This window comes from Pseudomonas sp. E1MeOHC2, from assembly GCF_058745025.1.
Window position 1 is genome coordinate 3,783,509 of sequence record NZ_CP196675.1, and the last position, 23,175, is coordinate 3,806,683.

20 protein-coding genes are annotated in these 23,175 nt (G+C 63.9%); 11 read left to right on the forward strand and 9 right to left on the reverse strand.

Annotated features, from left to right (window positions below; all coding sequences use genetic code 11):
* Positions 1-118 precede the first annotated feature (118 nt).
* On the forward strand, positions 119-928 hold the full coding sequence (locus ACSSU5_RS17140; protein WP_264309866.1) for an SDR family oxidoreductase: 810 nt from the start codon (positions 119-121) through the stop codon (positions 926-928).
* A gap of 120 nt (positions 929-1,048) precedes the next feature.
* Positions 1,049-1,237, forward strand: coding sequence for a carbon storage regulator CsrA (csrA, locus tag ACSSU5_RS17145; RefSeq protein WP_264309865.1), 189 nt, complete (start codon positions 1,049-1,051; stop codon positions 1,235-1,237).
* A 5-nt stretch (positions 1,238-1,242) separates the two neighbouring features.
* Here the strand turns inward: csrA and ACSSU5_RS17150 are convergent, their stop codons facing one another.
* From ACSSU5_RS17150 to mnmC, 5 genes are all read right to left on the reverse strand, one after another.
* Positions 1,243-1,470 carry a YheU family protein gene (locus ACSSU5_RS17150; protein ID WP_016501031.1) on the reverse strand — a complete coding sequence of 76 codons (228 nt, stop codon included), beginning with the start codon at positions 1,468-1,470 and terminating at the stop codon, positions 1,243-1,245.
* Between the two features lie 82 nt (positions 1,471-1,552).
* Complete coding sequence (locus tag ACSSU5_RS17155) at positions 1,553-2,737, reverse strand: osmoprotectant NAGGN system M42 family peptidase (RefSeq protein WP_492559339.1); 1,185 nt, start codon at positions 2,735-2,737, stop codon at positions 1,553-1,555.
* Positions 2,738-2,854: 117 nt separating this feature from the next.
* The gene (gene ngg / locus ACSSU5_RS17160) at positions 2,855-4,600 is read right to left on the reverse strand and encodes an N-acetylglutaminylglutamine synthetase (RefSeq protein ID WP_492559340.1); all 1,746 of its coding nucleotides are present in this window, start codon (positions 4,598-4,600) and stop codon (positions 2,855-2,857) included.
* Positions 4,601-4,603: 3 nt separating this feature from the next.
* Positions 4,604-6,391 carry an N-acetylglutaminylglutamine amidotransferase gene (locus ACSSU5_RS17165; RefSeq protein WP_492559341.1) on the reverse strand — a complete coding sequence of 596 codons (1,788 nt, stop codon included), beginning with the start codon at positions 6,389-6,391 and terminating at the stop codon, positions 4,604-4,606.
* Between the two features lie 173 nt (positions 6,392-6,564).
* On the reverse strand, positions 6,565-8,532 hold the full coding sequence (gene mnmC, locus ACSSU5_RS17170; RefSeq protein ID WP_492559342.1) for a bifunctional tRNA (5-methylaminomethyl-2-thiouridine)(34)-methyltransferase MnmC2/FAD-dependent 5-carboxymethylaminomethyl-2-thiouridine(34) oxidoreductase MnmC1: 1,968 nt from the start codon (positions 8,530-8,532) through the stop codon (positions 6,565-6,567).
* Between the two features lie 121 nt (positions 8,533-8,653).
* Between mnmC and pap the strand changes: the two genes are divergently transcribed.
* Positions 8,654-10,147: a polyphosphate:AMP phosphotransferase gene (pap, locus tag ACSSU5_RS17175; RefSeq protein ID WP_264309860.1), complete on the forward strand. Its 1,494-nt coding sequence runs from the start codon at positions 8,654-8,656 to the stop codon at positions 10,145-10,147.
* 125 nt (positions 10,148-10,272) lie between these two features.
* A complete protein-coding gene (locus ACSSU5_RS17180; RefSeq protein WP_264309859.1) occupies positions 10,273-11,235 on the forward strand; it encodes a DMT family transporter in 963 nt (320 codons plus the stop codon).
* 123 nt (positions 11,236-11,358) lie between these two features.
* Here ACSSU5_RS17180 and ACSSU5_RS17185 read toward each other — a convergent pair whose 3' ends face one another.
* A complete protein-coding gene (locus tag ACSSU5_RS17185; RefSeq protein ID WP_492559343.1) occupies positions 11,359-12,753 on the reverse strand; it encodes a class II fumarate hydratase in 1,395 nt (464 codons plus the stop codon).
* A gap of 154 nt (positions 12,754-12,907) precedes the next feature.
* Between ACSSU5_RS17185 and ACSSU5_RS17190 the strand changes: the two genes are divergently transcribed.
* The 7 genes from ACSSU5_RS17190 (at position 12,908) to ACSSU5_RS17220 (ending at position 20,756) form a co-directional block, all read left to right on the forward strand.
* Complete coding sequence (locus ACSSU5_RS17190; protein ID WP_264309857.1) at positions 12,908-13,429, forward strand: DUF2059 domain-containing protein; 522 nt, start codon at positions 12,908-12,910, stop codon at positions 13,427-13,429.
* A 10-nt stretch (positions 13,430-13,439) separates the two neighbouring features.
* Positions 13,440-13,736 (forward strand): BolA family protein, encoded by a 297-nt coding sequence (locus ACSSU5_RS17195; RefSeq protein ID WP_264309856.1) that lies wholly within the window; start codon positions 13,440-13,442, stop codon positions 13,734-13,736.
* A gap of 194 nt (positions 13,737-13,930) precedes the next feature.
* Positions 13,931-14,863 carry an oxygen-dependent tRNA uridine(34) hydroxylase TrhO gene (trhO, locus tag ACSSU5_RS17200; RefSeq protein ID WP_264309855.1) on the forward strand — a complete coding sequence of 311 codons (933 nt, stop codon included), beginning with the start codon at positions 13,931-13,933 and terminating at the stop codon, positions 14,861-14,863.
* Between the two features lie 3 nt (positions 14,864-14,866).
* Positions 14,867-15,499: a DsbA family protein gene (locus tag ACSSU5_RS17205; RefSeq protein ID WP_264309854.1), complete on the forward strand. Its 633-nt coding sequence runs from the start codon at positions 14,867-14,869 to the stop codon at positions 15,497-15,499.
* The gene (locus ACSSU5_RS17210; protein ID WP_492559344.1) at positions 15,492-17,324 is read left to right on the forward strand and encodes an ABC transporter ATP-binding protein; all 1,833 of its coding nucleotides are present in this window, start codon (positions 15,492-15,494) and stop codon (positions 17,322-17,324) included. The genes ACSSU5_RS17205 and ACSSU5_RS17210 overlap by 8 nt, the downstream gene beginning before the upstream one ends.
* A gap of 128 nt (positions 17,325-17,452) precedes the next feature.
* Positions 17,453-19,909, forward strand: a complete 2,457-nt coding sequence (locus ACSSU5_RS17215; RefSeq protein WP_492559345.1) for an EAL domain-containing protein — start codon at positions 17,453-17,455, stop codon at positions 19,907-19,909.
* A gap of 61 nt (positions 19,910-19,970) precedes the next feature.
* Entirely contained in the window at positions 19,971-20,756 is a 786-nt protein-coding gene (locus ACSSU5_RS17220; protein ID WP_492559346.1) for an iron-containing redox enzyme family protein, read from the forward strand.
* 124 nt (positions 20,757-20,880) lie between these two features.
* Here the strand turns inward: ACSSU5_RS17220 and ACSSU5_RS17225 are convergent, their stop codons facing one another.
* The 3 genes from ACSSU5_RS17225 to ubiG all read right to left on the reverse strand — a co-directional run bounded on the left by ACSSU5_RS17225 (position 20,881) and on the right by ubiG (position 23,142).
* The gene (locus ACSSU5_RS17225; protein WP_264309850.1) at positions 20,881-21,621 is read right to left on the reverse strand and encodes a YciK family oxidoreductase; all 741 of its coding nucleotides are present in this window, start codon (positions 21,619-21,621) and stop codon (positions 20,881-20,883) included.
* Between the two features lie 148 nt (positions 21,622-21,769).
* The gene (gene mupP, locus ACSSU5_RS17230; RefSeq protein ID WP_264309849.1) at positions 21,770-22,441 is read right to left on the reverse strand and encodes an N-acetylmuramic acid 6-phosphate phosphatase MupP; all 672 of its coding nucleotides are present in this window, start codon (positions 22,439-22,441) and stop codon (positions 21,770-21,772) included.
* A gap of 2 nt (positions 22,442-22,443) precedes the next feature.
* A complete protein-coding gene (gene ubiG, locus ACSSU5_RS17235) occupies positions 22,444-23,142 on the reverse strand; it encodes a bifunctional 2-polyprenyl-6-hydroxyphenol methylase/3-demethylubiquinol 3-O-methyltransferase UbiG (protein ID WP_264309848.1) in 699 nt (232 codons plus the stop codon).
* Positions 23,143-23,175 lie beyond the last annotated feature (33 nt).

Sequence of the window (23,175 nt, forward strand, 5' to 3'; positions counted from 1 at the left end):
TTTGCTCGGTACTGACCGCTTGGTCATGCCCATTCATTCACTGCCCTGATGAACCCTCCCTCACGGCAACGCCTTGATTAGACTCGCCTGACAACCCATCAGAACAAGGCCTGCCACCATGCAAAACCGCATCATGATTACCGGCGCCGGGTCCGGCCTGGGCCGCGAAATGGCCCTGCGTTGGGCACGCGAAGGCTGGCGCCTGGCGTTGGCCGACGTCAATGAGGCAGGCCTGCGCGAGACGCTGGAAATGGCCCGTGAGGTTGGTGGCGAAGGGTTTGCCCAGCGCTGCGATGTGCGCGACTACAGCCAACTTACCGCCTTGGCCCAGGCGTGCGAGGAGCGGTTCGGCGGCATCGATGTGGTCGTCAACAACGCTGGCGTCGCCTCAGGCGGTTTCTTCGCCGAACTGTCGCTTGAAGACTGGGACTGGCAGATCGCGGTCAACCTGATGGGGGTGGTCAAGGGCTGCAAGGCTTTCCTGCCGTTGCTGGAGCGTAGCAAGGGGCGAATCATCAACATTGCCTCGATGGCCGCCCTGATGCAGGGCCCAGGCATGAGCAATTACAACGTGGCCAAGGCCGGTGTGCTGGCCCTGTCGGAAAGCCTGCTGGTCGAGTTGCGCCAGGTGCAGGTGGCGGTGCATGTGGTGTGCCCGTCGTTCTTCCAGACCAACCTGCTGGATTCGTTCCGAGGGCCGAACCCGGCCATGAAGGCCCAGGTGGGCAAGCTGCTGGAAGGCTCGCCGATCAGCGCGGTCGATATCGCTGAGTATATCCACCGGCAAGTGGCGGCTGGCGAGTTCCTGATTTTGCCGCACGAGGCCGGGCGCCAGGCCTGGCAGCTCAAGCGCGAGGCGCCCGCGCGGCTGTATGACGAGATGGCCGAAATGGCGGTAAAAATGCGTGCCAAGGCCCCTGCGCGATGATCGGTCTGTAGGGGGAATTACCTATGAATGTAAGGTGCTTCTGAATTGCCGTGGAGCTATTGAGTAGCCTTATGTACCCGAGGCAGTCTCCGGTTTTCCCTTACGCTGGAGGATCGGATCATGCTGGTAATAGGGCGCGCAGTTGGCGAAGTCATCACCATTGGCGATGACATCCGCATCATGGTGGTAGAGACACGGGACGGGATGGTGCGTTTCGGGGTGAGTGCGCCCCGCGAGGTGCCGGTGCACCGCGCCGAGGTATACAAGCGCATCAAGGAGGGGGAGGAGCGCAAGGGGTGTGGCGCGTGAGGGCGTCAGTCGAGCAGCTCGCGTGGCACATCATGTTTGGCCAGGAGCTGGCATTGCTGGCTTTCCGGGTCAAACAGGATGAACGCCTGGCCCTTGGCCAACGCCTGGCGCACCCGCAACACGCGGGTTTCCAGGGGGGTATCGTCGCCGTTGTCGGTGCCGTCGCGGGTGACGAAGTCTTCGATCAGCAGGGTCAGGGTTTCGGCTTGCAGTTGGTCGTAGGGGATTAGCATGGTGGGCGATTCTGGGGAGTTGAGTGTGGGCATGCTACGCGAAACGTTCGAGAATTTGGGGCCGCTGTGCGGCCCCAAAATATCAGCCTTTATTCCCAACCAGGCTATCCACCGCCGGCACCCGTGTATCGCTCTCCATCTGCGCATCGTGCTCAAGCTGATGGCTGAAACGCTCGAGTGAGGCGTTGGCCGGCTGCGAGTCGCTGGCAAACACCGGTGGGCTCAGCAGGTACGCCGACAGCAACCGGCTGAGCGCCGCCAGGCTGTCTATATGGGTGCGCTCGTAGCCGTGCGTGGCATCGCAACCGAATGCCACCAGCGCGGTACGGATGTCATGCCCGGCCGTCACCGCTGAGTGGGCGTCGCTGAAGTAGTAGCGGAACAGGTCGCGTCTGACCGGCAAATCGTGGTCGCCCGCCAGTTTTAGCAGATGACGTGACAGGTGGTAGTCATAAGGCCCCGAGGAGTCCTGCATGGCCACGCTCACCGCATGCTCGCTGGAGGCTTGCCCTGGCGCCACCGGGGCAATGTCGATGCCGACGAACTCGCTGACGTCCCAGGGCAAGGCCCCTGCGGCGCCAGAGCCGGTTTCTTCGGTGATGGTGAACAGCGGGTGGCAGTCGATCAGCGGCTGTCGGCCACTTTCCACCACCGCCTTGAGCGCCGCCAGCAACGCGGCCACACCGGCCTTGTCGTCCAGGTGGCGGGCACTGATGTGGCCGCTTTCGGTGAACTCCGGCAACGGGTCGAACGCCACGAAATCGCCGATCGATACCCCCAGGGCTTCGCAGTCGGCGCGGGTCGCGCAGTAGGCGTCCAGGCGCACCTCGACGTGGTCCCAGCTGACCGGCATCTGGTCGATGGCGGTGTTGAAGGCATGCCCGCTGGCCATCAGCGGCAACACGCTGCCACGCAACACACCGGTGTCGGTGAACACACTGACCCGGCTGCCCTCGGCAAAACGGCTTGACCAGCAGCCTACCGGTGCCAGGGCCAGGCGGCCGTTGTCCTGCAACTGACGCACGCTGGCGCCGATGGTATCCAGGTGCGCGGAGACGGCGCGGTCGGGTGAGGTTTGCCGCCCCTTGAGGGTGGCGCGGATGGTGCCACGGCGCGTTAGCTCGAAGGGGATGCCCAGTTCATCCAGGCGTTCGGCCACGTAACGCACGATGGTGTCGGTGAAGCCGGTGGGGCTGGGGATGGCGAGCATCTCCAGCAGCACGCGTTTGAGGTAGTCGAGGTCGGGTTCGGGGTATTTTTCGGACATGGGTACTCCTTACTGGCCTCTTCGCGGGCAAGCCCGCTCCCACTGGTTTACCGCTGCTTTCAGGTTAAGCGGCCAACCTGTGGGAGCGGGCTTGCCCGCGAAGAGGCCGTCATGGTTTCACGCCAATCCCCGGCTATGCGGGAACAACAGGTCGATAAACCGCTCAGCCGTCGGCTGCGGTTCATGATTGGCCAGGCCGGCGCGTTCGTTGGCCTCGATGATCACGTAATCCGCCTGTTCGACATCACGCACCATGAAGTCCAACCCCACCACCGGGATCTCCAGCGCCCGTGCAGCCCGTACTGCGGCATCGGCCAGCACCGGGTGCAGGCGTTCAGTAACATCCTCCAGGGTGCCGCCGGTGTGCAAGTTGGCGGTACGCCGCACCGCCAGGCGTTGGCCGACAGGCAATACGTCGTCATAGCCCAGCCCCGCCGCGCGCAGGGTGCGCTCGGTTTCATCGTCGAGCGGGATGCGGCTCTCGCCACCGGTCGCTGCCTGGCGCCTGCGGCTTTGGGCTTCGATCAGCGCGCGGATGTCGTGCTTGCCATCACCCACCACTTGGGCCGGGTGGCGTATGGCAGCCGCCACCACTTCAAAGCCGATCACCACGATGCGCAGGTCCAGGCCTGCGTGGAAGCTCTCCAGCAGCACACGGCTGTCGAACTGCCGAGCGTGCTCCACCGCCTGGGTGATGTCTTCGAGGGTGGTGAGGTTCACCGCCACCCCTTGGCCTTGTTCGCCATCCACCGGTTTGACCACGACCGCGCCATGCTCGTCGAGAAACGCCAGGTTGTCGTCGGCATTGCCCGCCAGTTGCTGGGCCGGTACACGCAGCCCGGCGTTGCTCAACGCATGCTGGGTCAGGCGCTTGTCCTGGCACAGGGTCATGGTCACGGCGCTGGTCAGGTCGCTCAAAGACTCGCGGCAGCGAATGCGGCGCCCGCCCAGGTTCAAGGTGAACAGCCCGCCTGCGGCGTCGTCGACCTGCACCTCGATACCACGGCGCAGTGCCTCGTCGACGATGATCCGCGCATAGGGGTTGAGCCCCGCCTCGGGGCCTGGGCCGAGGAACAAGCGTTCGTTGATGCCGTTCTTGCGCTTGACGGCGAAGGTCGGCAGGTTGCGAAACCCGAGTTTTTCGTACAAGCGCTTGGCCTGGCGGTTGTCATGCAGCACCGACAGGTCCAGGTAGGCCAGGCCACGGCTCATGCAGTGCTCAATCAGGTGACGCACCAGCACTTCACCCACGCCCGGGCGGGTGCAGTGCGGGTCGACGGCCAGGCACCACAGGCTGCTGCCGTGCTCGGGGTCGTCGAACGCCTTGCAATGGTTCAGGCCCATCACGCTGCCGATCACCGCGCCACTGTCTTCATCCTCGGCCAGCCAGTACACCGGCCCACCCAGGTGACGTGGGGTGAGCCGCTCGGGGTCGACCGGCAACATGCCGCGTGCCTGGTAGAGGGTGTTGATCGCCTGCCAGTCCGCCGGGTTTTGCGCCCGTCGCACGCGAAAACCACGGAACACCCGCTGCGCTGGGCGGTAGTCGGTAAACCACAGGCGCAGGGTGTCGGAGGGGTCGAGAAACAACTGCTGCGGCGCCTGGGCCAGCAACTGCTGCGGCGCGGCCACGTACAGGGCGATGTCGCGCTCGCCAGGCCGCTCGTCGAGCAGGGCTTCGGCGAGCGTGACCGGGTCGGGGTAGGTGTGACCGATCAGCAGCCGCCCCCAGCCACAGTGCACGGCACGTGGCTGGTCGTGGGGCTCGCTGCCATCGCCGGCCAGGCGCGCCTGCAAGCGCTCGTAGGACGGTGCCTGGCCGCGCAACAAGCGCTGGCCGTAGGCGATTTCGTGGGCTTTCATCGGTCAGATTCCTTGTTCGCTCAGCCACAGGTTGAGCGCCGCCAGCTGCCATAACTTGGAGCCCCGCAAGGGGGTCAACTGGCCATGCGGATTGCTCAGCAGGCGGTCGAGCATGGCCGGGTTGAACAGCCCTCGGTCCTGGCTGGGGTCGGTCAGCAGTTCGCGCACCCAATCCAGCGTCGCGCCTTCCAGGTGCTTGAGGCCAGGGACCGGGAAGTAACCCTTCTTGCGGTCGATCACCTCATGTGGGATCACCCGCCGGGCAGCCTGTTTGAGCACCTGCTTGCCACCGTCGGGCAGCTTGAAGCGTGCCGGGATGCGGGCCGACAGTTCCACCAGGCGGTAATCGAGGAACGGCGTACGCGCTTCCAGGCCCCAGGCCATGGTCATGTTGTCGACGCGTTTGACCGGGTCGTCGACCAGCATCACCGTGCTGTCCAGGCGCAGGGCCTTGTCTACCGGGTGGCGGGCGCCAGGGCGGGCGAAGTGCTCGCGGACAAAGTCGCCGGCCGCGTCGGTTTCCAGCAGCCAGGGTGCTTGCACGGTGTCCTGGTACTCGGCGTGGCTGCGGTCGAAGAACGCGTCGCGGTAAGCGCCAAAGGCATCCTCGGCGCCATCGACCTGCGGGTACCAGTGGTAGCCGGCGAACAGCTCGTCCGCGCCCTGGCCGCTTTGCACGCCTTTGCAGTGCTTGGCCACTTCCCGCGACAGCAGGTAGAAGGCAATGCAGTCATGGCTGACCATGGGCTCGCTCATGGCGCGGAACGCAGCCGGCAGTTGCTCGATGATTTCGTGCTCGGCAATGCGCAGCTGGTGGTGGCGGGTGCCGTAGTGGCGGGCGATGAGGTCGGAATACTCGAACTCGTTGCCACGCTCGCCGCCGGCATCCTCGAAGCCGATGGAGAAGGTCGACAAGTCGTCCACACCAGCTTCACGCAGCAGGCCGACCAGCAAGCTGGAGTCGACACCGCCGGACAACAGTACCCCGACATCCACCGCGGCGCGCTGGCGGATCGCCACGGCATCGCGCGTCGCGTCGAGCACGCGGGTGGTCCAGTCTTCCAGGTCCAGTTCACGCTCGTCCGGGTGGGTGCCGTACTGCAGTTGCCACCAGGTCTGGCGTTCGACTTCGCCGTGGCGGTCGACGCGCATCCAGGTGCCGGGCTCAAGCTTTTGCACATTGGCCAGCAGGGTGCGCGGGGCGGGTACCACGGCGTGGAAGTTCAAGTAGTGGTTGAGCGCCACCGGGTCGATCACCGGGTCAATGTCGCCGCCCTTGAGCAGCGCCGGCAGCGTTGAGGCGAAGCGCAGGCGCTCACCGTTGCGCGACAGGTAAAGGGGTTTGACGCCGAGGCGGTCGCGGGCCAGGAACAGGCGCTGGTTGTCGCGCTCCCAGATGGCCAGGGCGAACATGCCGTTGAGCTTGGGCAGCAAGGCCGCGCCCCAGGCGTGGTAGCCCTTGAGCAGCACTTCGGTGTCGCCGTCGGACCAGAAGGTGTAGCCCAGGTCCTGCAGCTCCTGGCGCAGTTCAGGGAAGTTGTAGATGGCGCCGTTGAAGGCCAGCGAGAGGCCCAGGGTATTGTCGACCATCGGCTGAGCCGAGCCGTCGGACAAATCCATGATTTTCAGCCGGCGGTGGCCGAGGGCGATCGGCCCCTGGCTATGAAAGCCCCAGGCGTCTGGGCCGCGAGGCGCCAGATGGTGGGTGATGCGCTCCACCGCAGCCAGGTCGGCCGGGCGTGGGGCTTGGTCGATGGGGGTGAAACGTAACTCTCCTGCTAATCCGCACATAAGTCCTTACCGGTTTTTCCGTTGGGGAGGCGGTGCCCAGAATCAGGGCGCCGTAAGGAACTGACCGGTGAGGTTTGCAGGAGTTTTAGAACGATCTGTTATATGGGGCGCTTGGCTGGGGGGGCGCTCGATCTCACAGCCGCAATCTATCTCCCGCCATGCCCCCAGCCCTCTCACTTCCCCCGAATCAGCTTGCGCAAGGCAAACCGGTTCGGATGGCAAGCCTCAGCCACTGCCCGAGGTACCGGCAAAGGCTCCCCGCACACCCAGGCCGCAATCAATTCACCCGCCAGCGGCGCCGTGATCAACCCCCGCGACCCATGCCCGCTGTTCACATACAGCCCGTCGAGCCAAGGGCACTCCACCTCCGGTACCTGCCGCGCATCCTTGCCCAGTGCGGCGTAGGCTTCGATAAACGCCTGCGGGTCGGCCATCGGCCCGACGATCGGCAGGTAATCCGGGCTGGTGCAGCGAAACGCTGCGCGGCCCTGCAACTGCTCAGGGTCGAGCGCGGCAGTACTCAGGCGCTGCGCCAGGTCCGTGGAGATTTCATCCAGCAGCGCCAGGTTGCCCTTGTGCTCGGCAACGGTCGGCGCCAGGTCTTCGCTGTGGAAATCGAAGCTTGCGCCCAGCGTGTGTTCGCCTTCCCGAGGCGGTGCCACATAACCGTCCGCGCACACCACGGTGCGCAGGGCGCGGCTGCTGGCGGTCGCCGGCAAGCGGGTGATTTGCCCACGGATGCGTTTGAGCGGCAGCTGTGCACAGGGTGCGAAACGCCGTACATCGGCGGCGCCTGCCAGCACCACCAGGGGGGCGCTGGCCAGCAGGCGCTCGCCATCCCAGGCCTGCCACAGGTCATCGACCTTGCGCAGTTCCACCACCTCATGGTGCCCCAGCAGTTGAATCCCGGGGTGCTGCAACTGCGCCTGGCACAAGGCCGGTGGATGTACCCAGCCGCCTTGCGGATAGAACAGGCCGCCCGCCGGCAATGCCACACCGGCAATGGCCTCGGCCTCTTCACGTTCCAGCGAGCGCAACAGGTCAGGGTCAAAGGCTGCGGCCAGCTTGCCCTGGCGTTCGGCCTCCTTGCTGTCGAACGCCAACTGCAGCACGCCGCAGGCATCCCAGTCGCGGCCACGCTGCAGGCGCTCAAGCTGGCGCCTGGTATAACCAAAGCCGGCCAGGATCATCTGCGAAAGGGCCGTGCCATGGGCGGACAGCTTGAGGTACAGCACCCCTTGCGGGTTGCCCGAGGCTTCGCGGGCGGGGGCATCGTGACGCTCCAGTACCGTGACCTGCCAGCCACGCCTGGCCAGGCTGGCGGCAGTGGCGCTGCCGGCGAGCCCGGCCCCGATCACCAGGGCCTGGCGTGGCCCCGCCTCACAGTGCGGGCGGCCATACCAGGGCACGTACTGACGTGTGGCTGCCGGCCCGGTGTAGGCGCCGCTCATTACCTCCCATTTCTTGCCGATGCCCGGCACCTTCTTCATGGCGAAGCCGGCTTCGACCAGGCTGCGTCGCACCCAGCCGGTGGTGGTGAAGGTGCCCAGCACGGTACCCGCGTGCGACAGCCGCGCCAGTTGCGCGAACAGCGCTGGGGTCCACATGTCGGGGTTCTTGGCCGGGGCGAAGCCATCGAGGAACCACACATCGATCTGTGCATCGAGCTGCGGCAGTTGTTCGAGCACGTCGCCGATCAACAGCGTCAGGGTGACCCGACCGTTGTCGAAGGTGAACTGCTGGAACCCCGGGTGCACGGCCACGTACTGCTCCAGCAGCGGCTCGGTATAGGCCGCCAGTTCTGGCCACAGGCGCACTGCGCGGGCCATGTCATCGTGGCCGAGGGGGTACTTCTCGACGCTGACGAAATGCAGGCGGGCGTCGCTAGGCGCTTGTTCGTTGAACAACTGCCAGGCGCAGAAAAAGTTCATGCCGGTGCCAAAACCGGTCTCGCCGATGACCAGGCAGGCGTGCGGCGCCAGCTCGGCGAAGCGTTCGCCCAGACGGGTCTGGCCGAGGAAGACGTGTTTGGTTTCTTCGATGCCTTCGTTGACGGCGAAGTACACATCGTCGTACTGCCGCGAATGGGGGCGGCCCTGGTCGTCCCAGTCGATCTGGGCATGCTGGAGGAGGGTGGACATGGTGGGCTCGGTTGCAGCGGATGCCGGGATTTTATGCCATCTGCGCTTTTTGCGCTGGTCGCTCGGACACAGCCACGGCACAAATCCGCTAGTCTTGTTTATCCATTGAAGGAGCCACTGCATGTTCGAATCCGCTGAAATCGGTCACAGCATCGACAAGGAGGCTTACGACGCCGAGGTACCCGCTTTACGCGAGGCCCTGCTCGAAGCCCAGTACGAACTCAAGCAGCAGGCGCGCTTTCCGGTGATCGTGCTGATCAACGGCATCGAAGGCGCTGGCAAGGGCGAGACGGTCAAGCTGCTCAACGAGTGGATGGACCCGCGCATGATTGATGTACTCACCTTCGACCAGCAGACCGACGAGGAGCTCGCCCGGCCGCCGGCCTGGCGCTACTGGCGGGCCTTGCCACCGAAGGGGCGGATGGGGGTTTTCTTTGGCAACTGGTACAGCCAGATGCTGCAGGGGCGTGTGCATGGGGTGTTCAAGGACGCCGTGCTCGATCAGGCCATTACCGGTGCCGAACGGCTGGAGCAGATGCTGTGTGACGAAGGTGCGCTGATTATCAAGTTCTGGTTTCACCTGTCCAAAAAACAGATGAAAGCCCGTCTCAAGGCGCTCAAGGATGACCCGCTGCACAGCTGGCGCATCAGCCCGCTGGACTGGCAACAGTCCGAGACCTACGACCGCTTCGTGCGCTTTGGCGAGCGTGTGCTGCGCCGCACCAGCCGTGACTACGCGCCCTGGCACGTGATCGAGGGGGCCGACCCGCATTACCGCAGCCTGGCGGTAGGGCGTATTCTGCTGGACGGCCTGCAAGCAGCCCTCGCCAACAACCCCAAGGGCAAGCACCAAGGTAACGTCGCGCCGCTGGGGCGCAGCATCGACCAACGCAGCCTGATCGGTGCCCTGGACATGACCCTGCGCCTGGACAAGCAGGATTACCAGGAGCAACTGGTGACCGAGCAGGCGCGCCTGGCCGGCCTGCTGCGCCACAAGCACATGCGTCGGCATGCGCTGGTGGCGGTGTTCGAAGGCAACGACGCGGCCGGCAAGGGCGGTGCCATCCGCCGCGTGGCGGCCGCGCTGGACCCGCGCCAATACCGTATCGTACCGATTGCCGCGCCCAGCGAAGACGAGCGTGCGCAACCGTACCTGTGGCGTTTCTGGCGGCAGATTCCGGCGCGGGGCAAGTTCACCATCTTCGATCGGTCCTGGTATGGCCGGGTGCTGGTGGAGCGGGTCGAGGGGTTCTGCAGCCCGGCCGACTGGATGCGTGCCTACAGCGAGATCAATGATTTCGAAGAGCAGTTGGTGAATGCGGGCGTGGTGGTGGTCAAGTTCTGGCTGGCGATCGACCAGCAGACCCAACTGGAACGCTTCGAAGAGCGTGAACAGATCCCCTTCAAACGCTACAAGATCACCGAAGACGACTGGCGCAACCGCGAGAAGTGGGACCTGTATACCGAGGCGGTGGGCGACATGGTCGACCGTACCAGCAGCGAGATCGCGCCGTGGACACTGGTCGAGGCCAATGACAAACGCTGGGCGCGGGTGAAGGTCTTGCGCACCATCAACGAGGCGCTGGAAGCGGCGTTTGCCAAAGACAAGAAATAGTTGCCTGTTCAGCCATGCCACGGGGGAATGACCTGATGAATTCTTTTCCCGGCTTATCCCCCCGCTGCCAGCCGCCAAGCCCGTAGAATCCAACCACCCCCACCACGGGCTTGATCGAGGGCTTTATGCACACCACTTCCGGACGCTGGGTCTATGGCCTGTTCCTGGCACTTCTGACCGCGCTGCTGTGGGGCATCCTGCCGATCAAGCTCAAACAGGTGCTGCAGGTGATGGACCCAGTCACCGTCACCTGGTACCGCCTGCTGGTGTCCGGCGGGCTGTTGTCCGCCTGGCTGGCGGCCAATCGCCGGCTGCCATCGTTCGGCAAGCTCGGGCGCAAGGGCAAAGGGCTGGTGGCCGTGGCCGTACTTGGCCTGATGGGCAACTACGTGCTGTACCTGATTGGCCTCAAGCTGCTCAGCCCGGGCACCGCGCAACTGGTGGTACAGGTCGGCCCGGTGTTGCTGCTGGTGGCCAGCGTACTCGTGTTCAAGGAGCGTTTCAGCCTGGGGCAGGGGCTGGGCCTGGTGATTCTGGTCGGCGGTTTCGGCCTGTTCTTCAACCAGCGCCTGGAAGAGCTGCTGACCTCGCTCGGCACGTACACCACCGGGGTTTTGACCATTTTGCTGGCGACCAGCATCTGGGTCTTCTACGCCCTGAGCCAGAAACAGCTACTGACGGTATGGCACTCGCAGCAGGTGATGATGGTGATCTACCTGTGCTGCGCCGCGCTGCTGACGCCTTGGGTGCATCCATTGGAAGCGCTGCAATTGACGCCGCTGCAAGGCTGGCTGCTGCTGGCCTGTTGCCTGAATACCCTGGTGGCCTATGGCGCCTTTGCCGAGGCACTGGCGCATTGGGAAGCCTCGCGGGTGAGCGCGACGTTGGCGCTGACCCCACTGGTGACCTTTGTGGCGGTGGCGCTGGCGGCTTGGATGTGGCCGGCGTATGTGCATGCCGAGGACATCAATGCCCTGGGGTATGTTGGTGCGCTGACGGTGGTGCTGGGGTCGGCGCTGGTGGCGCTGGGGCCTTCGTTGGTTGCGGGGTGGCGCGCAAGAAAGGCGCGGTTGGCACAGGTTAATTGATGGCCTGTTCCGGCCTCTTCGCGGGGCAAGCCCGCTCCCACAGGTTGACCGCAGCATTCGAGCCTGTGGTGATAGTGGGAGCGGGCTTGCCCCGCGAAGAGGCCGGAACAGGCACCCGCTAAATCAGCCCTTGCCACCCGGTGCCAGCATGTTCTCCGGCCTGACCCACTGATCGAACTGCTCATTGGTCAGGTACTTCAACTCCAACGCCGCCTCGCGCAGGGTCTTGCCTTCGGCATAGGCCTTTTTGGCAATTTCCGCCGCCTTGTCATAGCCAATGTGCGGGTTCAGTGCCGTTACCAGCATCAACCCCTGTTCCAGGTGCGCCGCCATCTGCTTGGCATCCGGCTCGATCCCGGCCACGCAGTGCTGCTGGAAGTTGCGGCAGCCGTCGGCCAGCAATTCCACCGACTGCAACAGGTTGTGGATGATCACCGGCTTGAACACGTTCAATTGCAAGTGACCCTGGCTTGCGGCAAAACCGATCGCAGCATCGTTGCCCAGCACCTGGCAGGCCAGCATGGACAGCGCCTCGCACTGGGTCGGGTTGACCTTGCCAGGCATGATCGAGCTGCCCGGCTCGTTGGCCGGCAGGCGTACTTCTGCCAGCCCCGTGCGCGGGCCAGAGCCAAGCAGGCGCAAGTCGTTGGCGATTTTCATCAAGGCAACAGCCAGGGTCTTCAGCGCCCCCGCCAGGCTGGTCAGCGGTTCATGGCCGGCAAGGGCGGCGAACTTGTTGGGCGCGGTGATGAAAGGTAGCCCGGAAAGCGCGGCCAGCTCGGCGGCGATGGCTTCGGCGAAGCCGTGTGGCGCGTTCAGCCCGGTGCCGACGGCCGTGCCGCCCTGGGCCAGCTCGCAGACCGGCGGCAGGGTAGCGCGGATGGCGCGCTGGGCGTAATCAAGCTGGGCGACGAAGGCGGAAACTTCCTGGCCGAAGGTGATCGGCGTGGCGTCCATCATGTGTGTGCGGCCGGTCTTGACCAGTTTTTGGTGGCGCGCTGACAGTTCGGACAGCCCCGCGGACAGCTCGGCGATCGCCGGCAGCAGTCTTTCATGTACCGCCTGGGCAGCGGCAATGTGCATGGCAGTGGGGAAGCAGTCGTTGGAACTCTGCGAGCGGTTGACGTGATCGTTGGGGTGTACGGGCGCCTTGCCGCCACGGCCTTGGCCGGCCAGCTCGTTGGCGCGGCCGGCGATGACTTCGTTGACGTTCATGTTGCTCTGGGTGCCACTGCCGGTCTGCCAGACCACCAGCGGGAACTGATCGTCATGCTGGCCGTCGAGCACTTCGTCGGCGGCCTGCTCGATCAACCGGGCGATTTCAGCCGGCAGGTCGCCGTTGCGATCATTGACCCGTGCCGCGGCTTTCTTGATCAGTGCCAGGGCGTGCAGCACCGCGAGCGGCATGCGTTCCTTGCCAATGGCGAAGTTGATCAGCGACCGCTGGGTCTGCGCACCCCAGTAGGCGTCGTCAGGAACTTCGACCGGGCCCAGGCTGTCTGTCTCGATACGGCTCATTCTGCGCTCACTCCTTTGTGGTTCGAAATCGCAGTTTAGGCCCTGATTCGACAGAGCGGTTCCATCGCTCGTCGTACCCACTTGAGCACATCGCCACCACAGCGCAGAATGCTCTACTCTGAGGTACCCGCCTCCCTCTTTTGAAGGAAATGCAATGACCCGTCTCCGTGTCCTCTGTGCCGCCGTCGCCCTGGCCTGTGCCAGCGGCCAGGTACTCGCTGCCACCCCAGCCCACAACGCTGCCGCCGAGAAATTCCTGACCCTGGCCAACGCCGACAAACTGGGCACTCCGGTCTATATGCAAGTCCAACAGATGTTCGCCCAGCGCTTCGCCCAGACCAAGGCACCTGCCGCCAAGCAGCCGGTGCTGCAAAGCTACCAGGCCAAGGCCAACGCCGCCCTGGACAGCGCCATCGGCTGGAACAAGCTGAAGCCGAAAATGGTCGACCTGTACACCGCGACCTTCACCGAGGCCGAGCTCAAGGACCTGGTCAAGTTCTACGAGTCGCCGCTGGGCAAGAAAGTCCTGCGCGAAATGCCCAAGGTTACTCAGCAGTCGGCCCAGCTGACCCAGCAGAGCCTGGAGCCTGCGGTACCGGTGGTGAACAAGCTGCTCGAAGACATGACCAAAGAGCTTGACCCGAACGCTGGCAAGGCCGCCCCCGCCAAAAAGTGAGTAACGCGAGATGAGCATGCAGCACCGCATCGAGCAGCAACTGGCAACGCTGGCGCCGCAACACCTGGAAGTGCTCAATGAAAGTCACATGCACAGTCGTGGTCAGGAGACCCACTACAAGGCAGTGATCGTCAGCGAGCAGTTTGCCGGGCTGAACAGCGTCAAGCGTCACCAGAAGGTCTACGCCACCATGGGCGAGCTGATGGGCCAGATCCATGCCCTGGCCATTCACACCTACACCGCTGAAGAGTGGGCCAAGGTCGGTGTCGCACCGGCCTCGCCGGTGTGTGCAGGCGGCGGGCACTGATTCCTTTTTGCCGTTCTGGTAGAATCCGCAAAAATCCCAAAAGGGGGCCGCTTTGCGGCCCATCGCAGGCAAGCCAGCTCCCACACCCTGTACCTGTGGGAGCTGGCTTGCCTGCGATGGGCTGCAAAGCAGCCCCCTGTTTTTGTTACCCCGGTCCGCCCCTTACGAGGGCAACCACCTGGAGATTCACGTTCATGTCACAACCGATCGTCGTCGCGGCGCTGTACAAATTCGTCACCCTGCAAGACTACGTCGAGCTGCGCGAGCCGCTGCTCAAGGCCATGCTCGACAATGACGTCAAAGGCACCCTGCTGCTGGCCAACGAAGGCATCAATGGCACCGTGTCGGCCACCCGCGAAGGCATCGACGGCCTGCTCGCCTGGCTGCGCAATGACCCGCGCCTGGTGGATGTCGACCACAAGGAATCCTACTGCGACGAGCAGCCGTTCTACCGCACCAAGGTCAAGCTCAAGAAAGAGATCGTCACCCTCGGTGTGGCGGGCGTGGACCCCAACCAGCAGGTGGGCACCTACGTCGAGCCCAAGGACTGGAACGCCCTGATCAGTGACCCTGAAGTGCTGCTGATCGATACCCGTAACGACTACGAAGTGGCCATTGGCACCTTCAAGGGCGCCCTCGACCCCAAGACCGAGACCTTCCGCGAGTTCCCCGAGTACATCAAGGCCAACTTCGACCCGAGCAAGCACAAGAAGGTGGCGATGTTCTGCACCGGTGGCATCCGTTGCGAAAAAGCCTCCAGCTACATGCTCGGTGAAGGCTTCGAGGCGGTCTATCATCTTAAAGGAGGCGTGCTGAAGTACTTCGAGGAAGTGCCTCAGGAAGAAAGCCTGTGGGATGGCGACTGCTTCGTGTTCGACAACCGCGTCACGGTGCGTCATGACCTGAGCGAGGGCGAGTACGACCAGTGCCACGCTTGCCGCCACCCGATCAACGCACAAGAGCGTGCGTCCGAGCACTACTCGCCAGGTGTGAGCTGCCCGCACTGCTGGGACAGCCTGAGCGAGAAGACTCGCCGCAGCGCCATTGACCGGCAGAAGCAGATCGAGCTGGCCAAGGCGCGCAACTTGCCGCACCCGATCGGTTACAACTACAAAGCCGAGGCCTGATGCATGTCTGCACGCCTGCTTTATGTGATGGACCCGATGTGCTCCTGGTGCTGGGGTTTCGCGCCGGTGGCCGCGGCCCTGATCGCCCAGGCACGTGAAGCCGGCGTGCCGACCCGCCTGGTGCCGGGTGGCCTGCGCACCGGCGGCAGCGCCCTGGATGCGTCGACCCGCAAGTACATCCTCGAGCATTGGCAAGCGGTGGCCGACGCCACCGGTCAGCCGTTTCGTTTCGAGGGCGCCATGCCCGAAGGCTTTGTCTACGACACCGAGCCTGCCTGCCGCGCCCTGGTCACTGCCCGCGAGCTGGATGCCGAGCGCGTCTGGCCCCTGCTGGCGCTGATCCAGCGCTCGTTCTACGAGGCCGGTGTCGACGTCACCACCGCGCCGCACCTGGTTGAACTGGCCGAACAGGCAGGCTTTGACCGTGCTGCATTCGCTGAGGCCTTTACCCGCGCCGACACGCGTACGGCCACCGCCGCCGATTTCGGTTGGGCGCAGGGCCTGGGCATCGCCGGGTTCCCCACCCTGCTGGCCGAGCGCAATGGCCAGTTGGCCTTGCTGACCAACGGCTACCAGCCGCTGGAGCGCCTGCAACCCTTGCTCGGCCGTTGGCTGCAGCAGGCCGCCTGTGCTTGATGTGCCTGGGTCGCCCGACCCTGTGCCAGGGAAGCCTCACAGTGCGGCCGATCGACTGAGCTGGGCGGAAATCCGCCGCCTGGCGTTGCATCACAAGAAAAACCTCTGGTCCGCCAACCTGATTGCCGTGCTCGCGGCCTGCTGCAGCGTGCCGATTCCCTTGCTGCTGCCGCTGTTGGTGGACGAAGTGCTGCTCGGCCACGGCGATGCCGCGCTGAAGTGGATGAACCAGCTGCTGCCGGCCAACTGGCAGGTCGCGGCGGGCTACATCGGCCTGATGCTGGCACTGACGCTTTGCCTGCGCCTGGCCGCCCTGGCCTTCAACGTGGTGCAGGCCAAGCTGTTCGCCGGGCTGGCCAAGGACATCGTCTACCGCCTGCGCATCCGCCTGATCGAACGGCTCAAGCGGATTTCCCTCAAGGAGTACGAAAGCCTGGGCAGCGGCACGGTGACGACGCACCTAGTCACCGACCTGGACACCCTCGACAAGTTCGTCGGTGAAACCCTCAGCCGCTTCCTCGTGGCCATGCTGACCCTGACCGGCACGGCGGCGATCCTGATCTGGATGCACTGGCAGCTGGCGTTGCTGATCCTGTTGTTCAACCCGCTGGTGATCTACTTCACCGTGCAGTTGGGCAAGCGGGTCAAGCACCTGAAGAAGCTTGAAAACGACAGCACCGCACGCTTTACCCAGGCGCTGTCGGAAACCCTCGATGCGATCCAGGAGATCCGTGCCAGCAACCGCCAGGGCTACTTCCTCGGTCGGCTTGGCTTGCGCGCGCGGGAAGTGCGCGACTACGCCGTGGACTCGCAATGGAAGAGCGATGCCAGTGGCCGCGCCAGTGGGTTGTTGTTCCAGTTCGGCATTGACATCTTCCGCGCCGCGGCAATGCTCACCGTGCTGTTCTCCGACCTGTCGATTGGCCAGATGCTGGCCGTGTTCAGCTACCTGTGGTTCATGATCGGGCCGGTTGAGCAACTGCTCAACCTGCAATACGCCTACTATGCCGCTGGCGGTGCCCTGAGCCGGCTCAACGAGTTGCTGGCGCGGGCGGACGAGCCACAGTACCCGGCGGCCAGTGACCCGTTCGCGGGCCGCGAGACAGTGGGCATCGAGGTGCGCGACCTGCGGTTCGCCTATGCTGACGAGCCGGTGCTCGAACACCTCGACCTGTCCATCGCCCCAGGTGAGAAGGTGGCCATCGTGGGCGCCAGCGGGGGCGGCAAGAGCACCCTGGTGCAGTTGCTGCTGGGCCTGTACAGCGCCCAGGCGGGGACCATCCGCTTTGGCGGTGCCAGCCTGCAGGAGATCGGCCTGGAGACCCTGCGCGAAAACGTCGCGGTTGTGCTGCAGCATCCGTCGCTGTTCAACGACAGCGTGCGCGCCAACCTGGCCATGGGCCGCGAGTGCAGCGACGAAGCCTGCTGGCAGGCGCTGCGCATTGCCCAGCTAGACGCCACCATTGCCGCCTTGCCACAAGGCCTGGACAGCGTGGTCGGGCGTTCCGGTGTGCGCTTGTCCGGTGGTCAGCGGCAACGGCTGGCCATTGCCCGGATGGTGTTGGCCGAACCCAAGGTGGTGATCCTCGACGAAGCCACTTCGGCGCTTGATGCCGCCACCGAATACAACCTGCACAAAGCCCTGGCACGCTTCCTCAATGGCCGCACCACGCTGATCATCGCCCACCGTCTATCGGCGGTGAAGCAAGCGGACCGGGTGCTGGTGTTCGACGGTGGGCATGTGGCTGAAGATGGCGACCATCAACAGCTGATTGCCGAGGGTGGGTTGTACGCAAAACTGTACGGGCACCTGCAGCAGACCTGAGGCGCTTGGTGGCGGTGCAAACCGCCCGATTCCTTGTCATAAAAAACCCCTCCGCACAGATGGCAAATGGCCTACGCTGTGCTTGTCTGGGTTGATTCGAGCCTTATCTGCTCTGTGACAGGGAATCCATGAAGGGACATCGCACTCTAGAAGCGCCGAAGCTGCTCGGTATCATCTGGCCCTTCATCGCCGTCGTGGTTTTCCAGGCGGCGCTGGGCAGTCTCAGCCTTTATACGCTATCGGCGGTGCGGGCTTATGTGGCGGGCGAGAGCTTGTGGTCCAAGGCTCAAAAGGATGCCATCTACTACCTCAACCTATACGCCGACAACCGCGATGAGGGCACGTACCAGCGCTACCGCCAGGCCATCACCGTGCCCCGCGGCGATCATCAACTGCGCGTGGTGCTCGATCAGCCCAACCCCGACCTGAACGCCGCACGCGAAGCCGTGCTGCAAGGCGGCAACCACCCCGACGACGTCGAACGCATCATCTGGTTTTATCGCAATTTCCGCAGCATCAGCTACATGCAGACGGCCATCGACTATTGGGACATTGGCGACAGGTACCTGGGCCAGCTGGACGTGCTTGCGGGTGAAATGCGCAAAGGGTTTGCCCGTGGCCAGGTCGATGACCGCACGATCGCCGATTGGCAGGCCCGCATCGTCACCATCAACGAAGGTGTCACCCCGGCCGCCAAGGCCTTCAGCGATGCGCTGGGAGAGGGGTCGCGCATGGTGCTGCGGGTGCTAATGATCACCAACCTGCTCACCGCGCTGTTTCTCATCACCATCGCCTGGCGCCGTTCCAGCAAGCTGCTGGCGCAGCGCCAGGCGTTCGCCAATGCCCTGCAAGAAGAAAAGGAGCGGGCGCAGATCACCTTGCAGGCGATTGGCGATGCGGTCATTACCGCCGATGTAGAGGGTTGCATCGGCTATATGAACCCGGCCGCCGAACAGCTTACCCACTGGCAGGCGGGCCAGGCCCAGGGCCTTTCGCTTTCCGCGTTATTCAACCTGGTGGACGAGCAGGCCGAAGAGGATGGCCGAAGCTTGGTCGAGCAGGTGCTCAGTGGCAGTCTGAGGGGCGGCGCCGAGCACGCCAGGCTGATCCAGCGCCTGGATGGCAGCACCGTGTCGATCAACCTGGTGGGGTCGCCCATTCTCAATGACGGGCAGGTCAGCGGTATCGTGCTGGTGCTGCACGACATGACCCAGGAGCGCCAGTACATCGCCAACCTGTCCTGGCAGGCGACCCATGATGCCTTGACCGGCCTGGCCAACCGCCGCGAATTCGAGTACCGCCTGGAACAAGCGCTCAATGGCCTGGCGCGCCAGGCTGGGCGGCATTCGTTGATGTTTCTGGACCTGGACCAGTTCAAGCTGGTCAATGACACCTGTGGCCATGCCGCCGGCGATGAGCTGCTACGCCATATCTGCGCCGTGTTGCAGTCGGGCCTGCGCGAAGGCGATACCCTGGCACGGCTGGGCGGTGACGAATTCGGCGTGCTGCTGGAAAACTGCCCGCCGGATCAGGCCGAGCGTATTGCCGAGCAGTTGCGTCAGATGGTTCAGAGCCTGCATTTTGTGTGGAAGGGGCGGCCGTTCGTCACCACCGTGAGCATTGGCCTGGTGAACCTGGCGCAGGCCCCCGCCACGCTGGAAGCCTCGTTGCGCGCTGCCGACATGGCCTGCTACATGGCCAAGGAAAAAGGCCGCAACCGGGTTCAGGTGTATCACGCCGACGACAGCGAGCTGTCCATGCGCTTTGGCGAGATGGCCTGGATCCAGCGCTTGCATGTGGCGCTGGAAGAAAACCGCTTCTGCCTGTATGCCCAGGAAATCGCCGCACTGAAGGTCATCGAAGGCCCTGGCCATATCGAGATCCTGCTGCGCCTGCATGACGAGAGCGGCCGTACCATCCTGCCCAGCAGTTTCATCCCGGCAGCCGAGCGCTATGGCTTGATGACCGCCCTCGACCGCTGGGTGGTGCGCAATGTGTTTCAGGTCATTCGCCAGTGCCTGGACGAAGGGCGTGAAGGCCCGCTGTCCATGTGCGCGATCAACTTGTCGGGGTCGAGTATCGGTGACGACAAGTTCCTCGAGTACCTGCAGCGCTTGTTCGTCGAGTACGCTATCCCGCCGCGGATGATCTGTTTCGAGATCACCGAAACCAGCGCCATTGCCAACCTTGGCAGTGCCATTCGCTTTATCAATGAGCTGAAAGGGCTGGGTTGCCGCTTCTCGCTCGACGACTTCTGTGCCGGCATGTCGTCGTTCGCCTATTTGAAGCATTTACCTGTGGATTTTCTGAAGATCGACGGCAGTTTCGTCAAAGACATGCTAGATGACCCGATCAATCGAGCCATGGTCGAGGTCATCAACCATATCGGCCATGTGATGGGTAAACGGACCATTGCCGAGTTTGTCGAAACCCCTTTGATCGAGCAGGCCCTGCAGGAAATCGGTGTGGATTACGCCCAGGGCTATCTGATCGAGCGCCCTCAGGTGTTCACCTGTGACAGTCTGCAGCGCCAGCGGATCGCCGCAAGGCCTCTGTTGCAACGGGCACCTGGCACGTTTCGCTAGCTAGACAGCGGCTTTCGCTGACACAAACGTCCGAAAAATCACAAGGATCAAGGAGCTCAAAGTGATTGATGCATTCGTTCGTATCGGGCCATTGATGGACCCCGCCAGTTACCCTCAATGGGCCCAGCAACTGATTGAAGAGTGCCGTGAGAGCAAGCGCCGGGTGGTGGAGCATGAGCTTTACGAACGCCTGCGCGATGGTCAGCTCAAACCCTCGACCATTCGTCAGTACCTGATCGGTGGCTGGCCGGTGGTCGAGCAATTCTCGCTGTACATGGCCCACAACCTGACCAAAACCCGCTATGGCCGGCACCCTGGCGAAGACATGGCGCGGCGCTGGTTGATGCGCAACATCCGCGTCGAACTCAACCATGCCGACTACTGGGTGCATTGGTGTCATGCCCATGGCGTTCATTTGCACCAGTTGCAGGCTCAGGAAGTGCCGCCTGAATTGAACGGGCTCAATGACTGGTGCTGGCGGGTGTGCGCCACCGAGAACCTGGCGATTTCCATGGCGGCCACCAACTACGCCATCGAAGGCGCGACCGGAGAATGGTCGGCGGTGGTGTGCGCGAGTGAGACCTACGCCATGGGCTTCCCTGAGGATCAGCGCAAGCGCGCCATGAAGTGGCTGAAAATGCATGCGCAGTATGACGATGCGCATCCGTGGGAAGCGCTGGAAATCATCTGTACCTTGGCGGGGGAGAACCCGACGCTGGGGCTGCGTACCGAATTGCGCCGGGCGATCTGCAAGAGTTACGACTGCATGTACCTGTTTCTGGAACGCTGCATGCAGCTGGAGGGGCGTCAGCAGGGGCGGGTGCGGCCGGCGTTGGTAGCTGGCTGAGGGTTCACCGGTACCGGCCTCTTGGCGGGCCCGCTCCCACAGGGTTGTCACTGCCTTCTGGCATCGTGCAAATCCTGTGGGGGCGGGCTTGCCCGTGAAGAGGCCAGCACCGGCAACCCACAAATCACTGCGCGTTGAACGCCTGCCCATTCACCCCGGTACTGTCCGGCCCCATCAGGTACAGGTACACCGGCAAGATCTCCTCAGGCAGCGGGTTGTTCAGCGGGTTCTCGCTGGGGTAGGCCTGGGCCCGCATCGCCGTGCGCGTGGCGCCTGGGTTGATGCTGTTCGAGCGCACCGGCGCAACCCCTTCCAATTCGTCGGCCAAGGTCTGCATCAGGCCTTCGGTGGCGAACTTCGAGACACCGTAGGCACCCCAGTAGGCCCGGCCTTTACGCCCGACACTGCTGGAGGTGAACACCACTGAGGCATCCTCCGACAGCTTGAGCAGCGGTAGCAGGGTGCTGGTGAGCATGAAGGTGGCATCGACGTTGATGTGCATCACACGCATGAAGTTGTCACCCGACAACTGCTCCAGGGGTGTGCGCGGGCCGATGATCGAGGCGTTGTTGAGCAAGCCGTCGAGGCGCCCGAACTGGTCTTCGATCATGACCGCCAGCTCGTCGTACTGGTGGGGCAGGGCGGTTTCCAGGTTGAACGGGATGACCACCGGTTGTGGGTGCCCGGCGGCCTCGATCTGGTCGTAGACCTCGTTGAGGTTGGCCTCGGTCTTGCCCAGCAGCAGCACGGTGGCACCCAGTGCAGCGTAGGCCTTGGCGGCAGCGGCACCGATGCCGCGGCCGGCACCGGTGATCAGGATGACCCGGCCTTGCAGCAGGTCGGGACGGGCGGTGTAGTCGAACATCAGATTTTTCCCTTGTTCATTGGGCTGTGCCGTTCCTTGTGGGAGCGGGCTTGCCCCGCGAAGCAGGCGGCGCGGAGGATGGCACGGGCTTCGCCCGTGTTCGCGGGGCAAGCCCGCTCCCACAGGCCCTGCTGACTCCAGGTCTCGATCAGCAGCCGCACAGCGCGCTGTCGATCACCTTGCGCAGTTCCAGCGGGTGGTCCACCACCACGTCGGCACCCCAGTTGTTCGGGTTGTCTTCTGGATGAATATAGCCGTAGCGCACCGCCGCCGTGCGGGTGCCGGCGTCGCGGCCAGACTCAATGTCGCGCAGGTCGTCGCCGACGAACAATACGCTGGCCGGGTCCAGGTTCAGCGTCTTGCAGGCCAGGATCAGCGGCTCGGGGTCAGGCTTGCTGTTCTTCACGTGGTCCGGGCAGATCAACAGTGCCGAACGCTCGGCCAGGCCCAGGCGCTGCATGATCGGCTCAGCGAAGCGCACTGGCTTGTTGGTGACCACGCCCCACAGCAGATTGCCTTTCTCGATGTCGGCCAAGAGCTCGGCCATGCCGTCGAACAGCTTGCTGTGCACCGCGCAGTCGCGCTGGTAGCGCTCCAGAAACTCCAGGCGCAGGGCCTCGAAGCCTTCGGCCTCCGGGTCCATGGCAAAGGTGACGGCGACCATGGCACGGGCACCGCCGGAAATCACCCCACGAATCAGGTTGTCGTCGATTGCTGGCAAGCCGCGTTCGGCAAGCATGGCCTGGCAGATGGCGATGAAGTCCGGCGCCGTGTCGAGCAGGGTGCCGTCCATGTCGAAGAGTACTGCTCGCAAACGCATGCTCATTCCTCGCGCAGGGTCTGGATCATGTAGTTGACGTCCACATCGCCGCAGAGCTTGTAGTGCTTGGTCAGCGGGTTGTAGGTCAGGCCAATGATGTCCTTGACTTCAAGGCCGGCAGCGCGGCTCCAGGCGCCAAGCTCCGAGGGGCGGATGAACTTCTTGAAGTCGTGGGTGCCGCGCGGCAGCATCTTGAGGATGTACTCGGCGCCGACGATGGCCAGCAGGTAGGCCTTGGGGTTGCGGTTGATGGTCGAGAAGAACACCTGCCCGCCAGGCTTGACCATGCGGTAGCAGGCACGGATCACCGACGACGGGTCGGGGACGTGTTCGAGCATTTCCAGGCAGGTGACCACGTCGAACTGCTCGGGCATCTCTTCGGCCAGGGCTTCGGCGGTGATCTGCCGGTACTCCACTTCGACGCCGGATTCCAGCTGGTGCAGTTGGGCAACCGCCAGCGGTGCCTCGCCCATGTCGATGCCGGTCACCGTGGCGCCGCGCAGGGCCATGGATTCGCTGAGAATGCCGCCACCGCAACCTACGTCCAGTACCTTCTTGCCAGCCAGGCCGACCCGCTCGTCGATCCAGTTGACGCGCAACGGGTTGATTTCATGCAGCGGCTTGAACTCGCTTTCACGGTCCCACCAGCGGTGGGCCAAGGCTTCGAACTTGGCAATTTCGGCGTGGTCGACGTTGCTCATTTAAGAGTCCTCTGAAACTTCGCTAAATTGGGC

Excerpts from the sequence above, each read along its gene's own strand:
- ACSSU5_RS17205 (WP_264309854.1), top strand. The coding sequence starts at position 14,867 with ATGTCTGCACGCCTGCTTTATGTGATGGACCCGATGTGCTCCTGGTGC.
- ACSSU5_RS17195 (WP_264309856.1), top strand. The coding sequence starts at position 13,440 with ATGAGCATGCAGCACCGCATCGAGCAGCAACTGGCAACGCTGGCGCCG.
- ACSSU5_RS17225 (WP_264309850.1), bottom strand. The coding sequence starts at position 21,621 with ATGTTCGACTACACCGCCCGTCCCGACCTGCTGCAAGGCCGGGTCATC.
- ngg (WP_492559340.1), bottom strand. The coding sequence starts at position 4,600 with ATGAAAGCCCACGAAATCGCCTACGGCCAGCGCTTGTTGCGCGGCCAG.
- trhO (WP_264309855.1), top strand. The coding sequence starts at position 13,931 with ATGTCACAACCGATCGTCGTCGCGGCGCTGTACAAATTCGTCACCCTG.
- ACSSU5_RS17165 (WP_492559341.1), bottom strand. The coding sequence starts at position 6,391 with ATGTGCGGATTAGCAGGAGAGTTACGTTTCACCCCCATCGACCAAGCC.
- ACSSU5_RS17180 (WP_264309859.1), top strand. The coding sequence starts at position 10,273 with ATGCACACCACTTCCGGACGCTGGGTCTATGGCCTGTTCCTGGCACTT.
- ubiG (WP_264309848.1), bottom strand. The coding sequence starts at position 23,142 with ATGAGCAACGTCGACCACGCCGAAATTGCCAAGTTCGAAGCCTTGGCC.
- csrA (WP_264309865.1), top strand. The coding sequence starts at position 1,049 with ATGCTGGTAATAGGGCGCGCAGTTGGCGAAGTCATCACCATTGGCGAT.
- ACSSU5_RS17185 (WP_492559343.1), bottom strand. The coding sequence starts at position 12,753 with ATGAGCCGTATCGAGACAGACAGCCTGGGCCCGGTCGAAGTTCCTGAC.
- mupP (WP_264309849.1), bottom strand. The coding sequence starts at position 22,441 with ATGCGTTTGCGAGCAGTACTCTTCGACATGGACGGCACCCTGCTCGAC.
- ACSSU5_RS17190 (WP_264309857.1), top strand. The coding sequence starts at position 12,908 with ATGACCCGTCTCCGTGTCCTCTGTGCCGCCGTCGCCCTGGCCTGTGCC.
- ACSSU5_RS17155 (WP_492559339.1), bottom strand. The coding sequence starts at position 2,737 with ATGTCCGAAAAATACCCCGAACCCGACCTCGACTACCTCAAACGCGTG.
- mnmC (WP_492559342.1), bottom strand. The coding sequence starts at position 8,532 with ATGTCCACCCTCCTCCAGCATGCCCAGATCGACTGGGACGACCAGGGC.
- ACSSU5_RS17140 (WP_264309866.1), top strand. The coding sequence starts at position 119 with ATGCAAAACCGCATCATGATTACCGGCGCCGGGTCCGGCCTGGGCCGC.
- ACSSU5_RS17150 (WP_016501031.1), bottom strand. The coding sequence starts at position 1,470 with ATGCTAATCCCCTACGACCAACTGCAAGCCGAAACCCTGACCCTGCTG.
- pap (WP_264309860.1), top strand. The coding sequence starts at position 8,654 with ATGTTCGAATCCGCTGAAATCGGTCACAGCATCGACAAGGAGGCTTAC.
- ACSSU5_RS17215 (WP_492559345.1), top strand. The coding sequence starts at position 17,453 with ATGAAGGGACATCGCACTCTAGAAGCGCCGAAGCTGCTCGGTATCATC.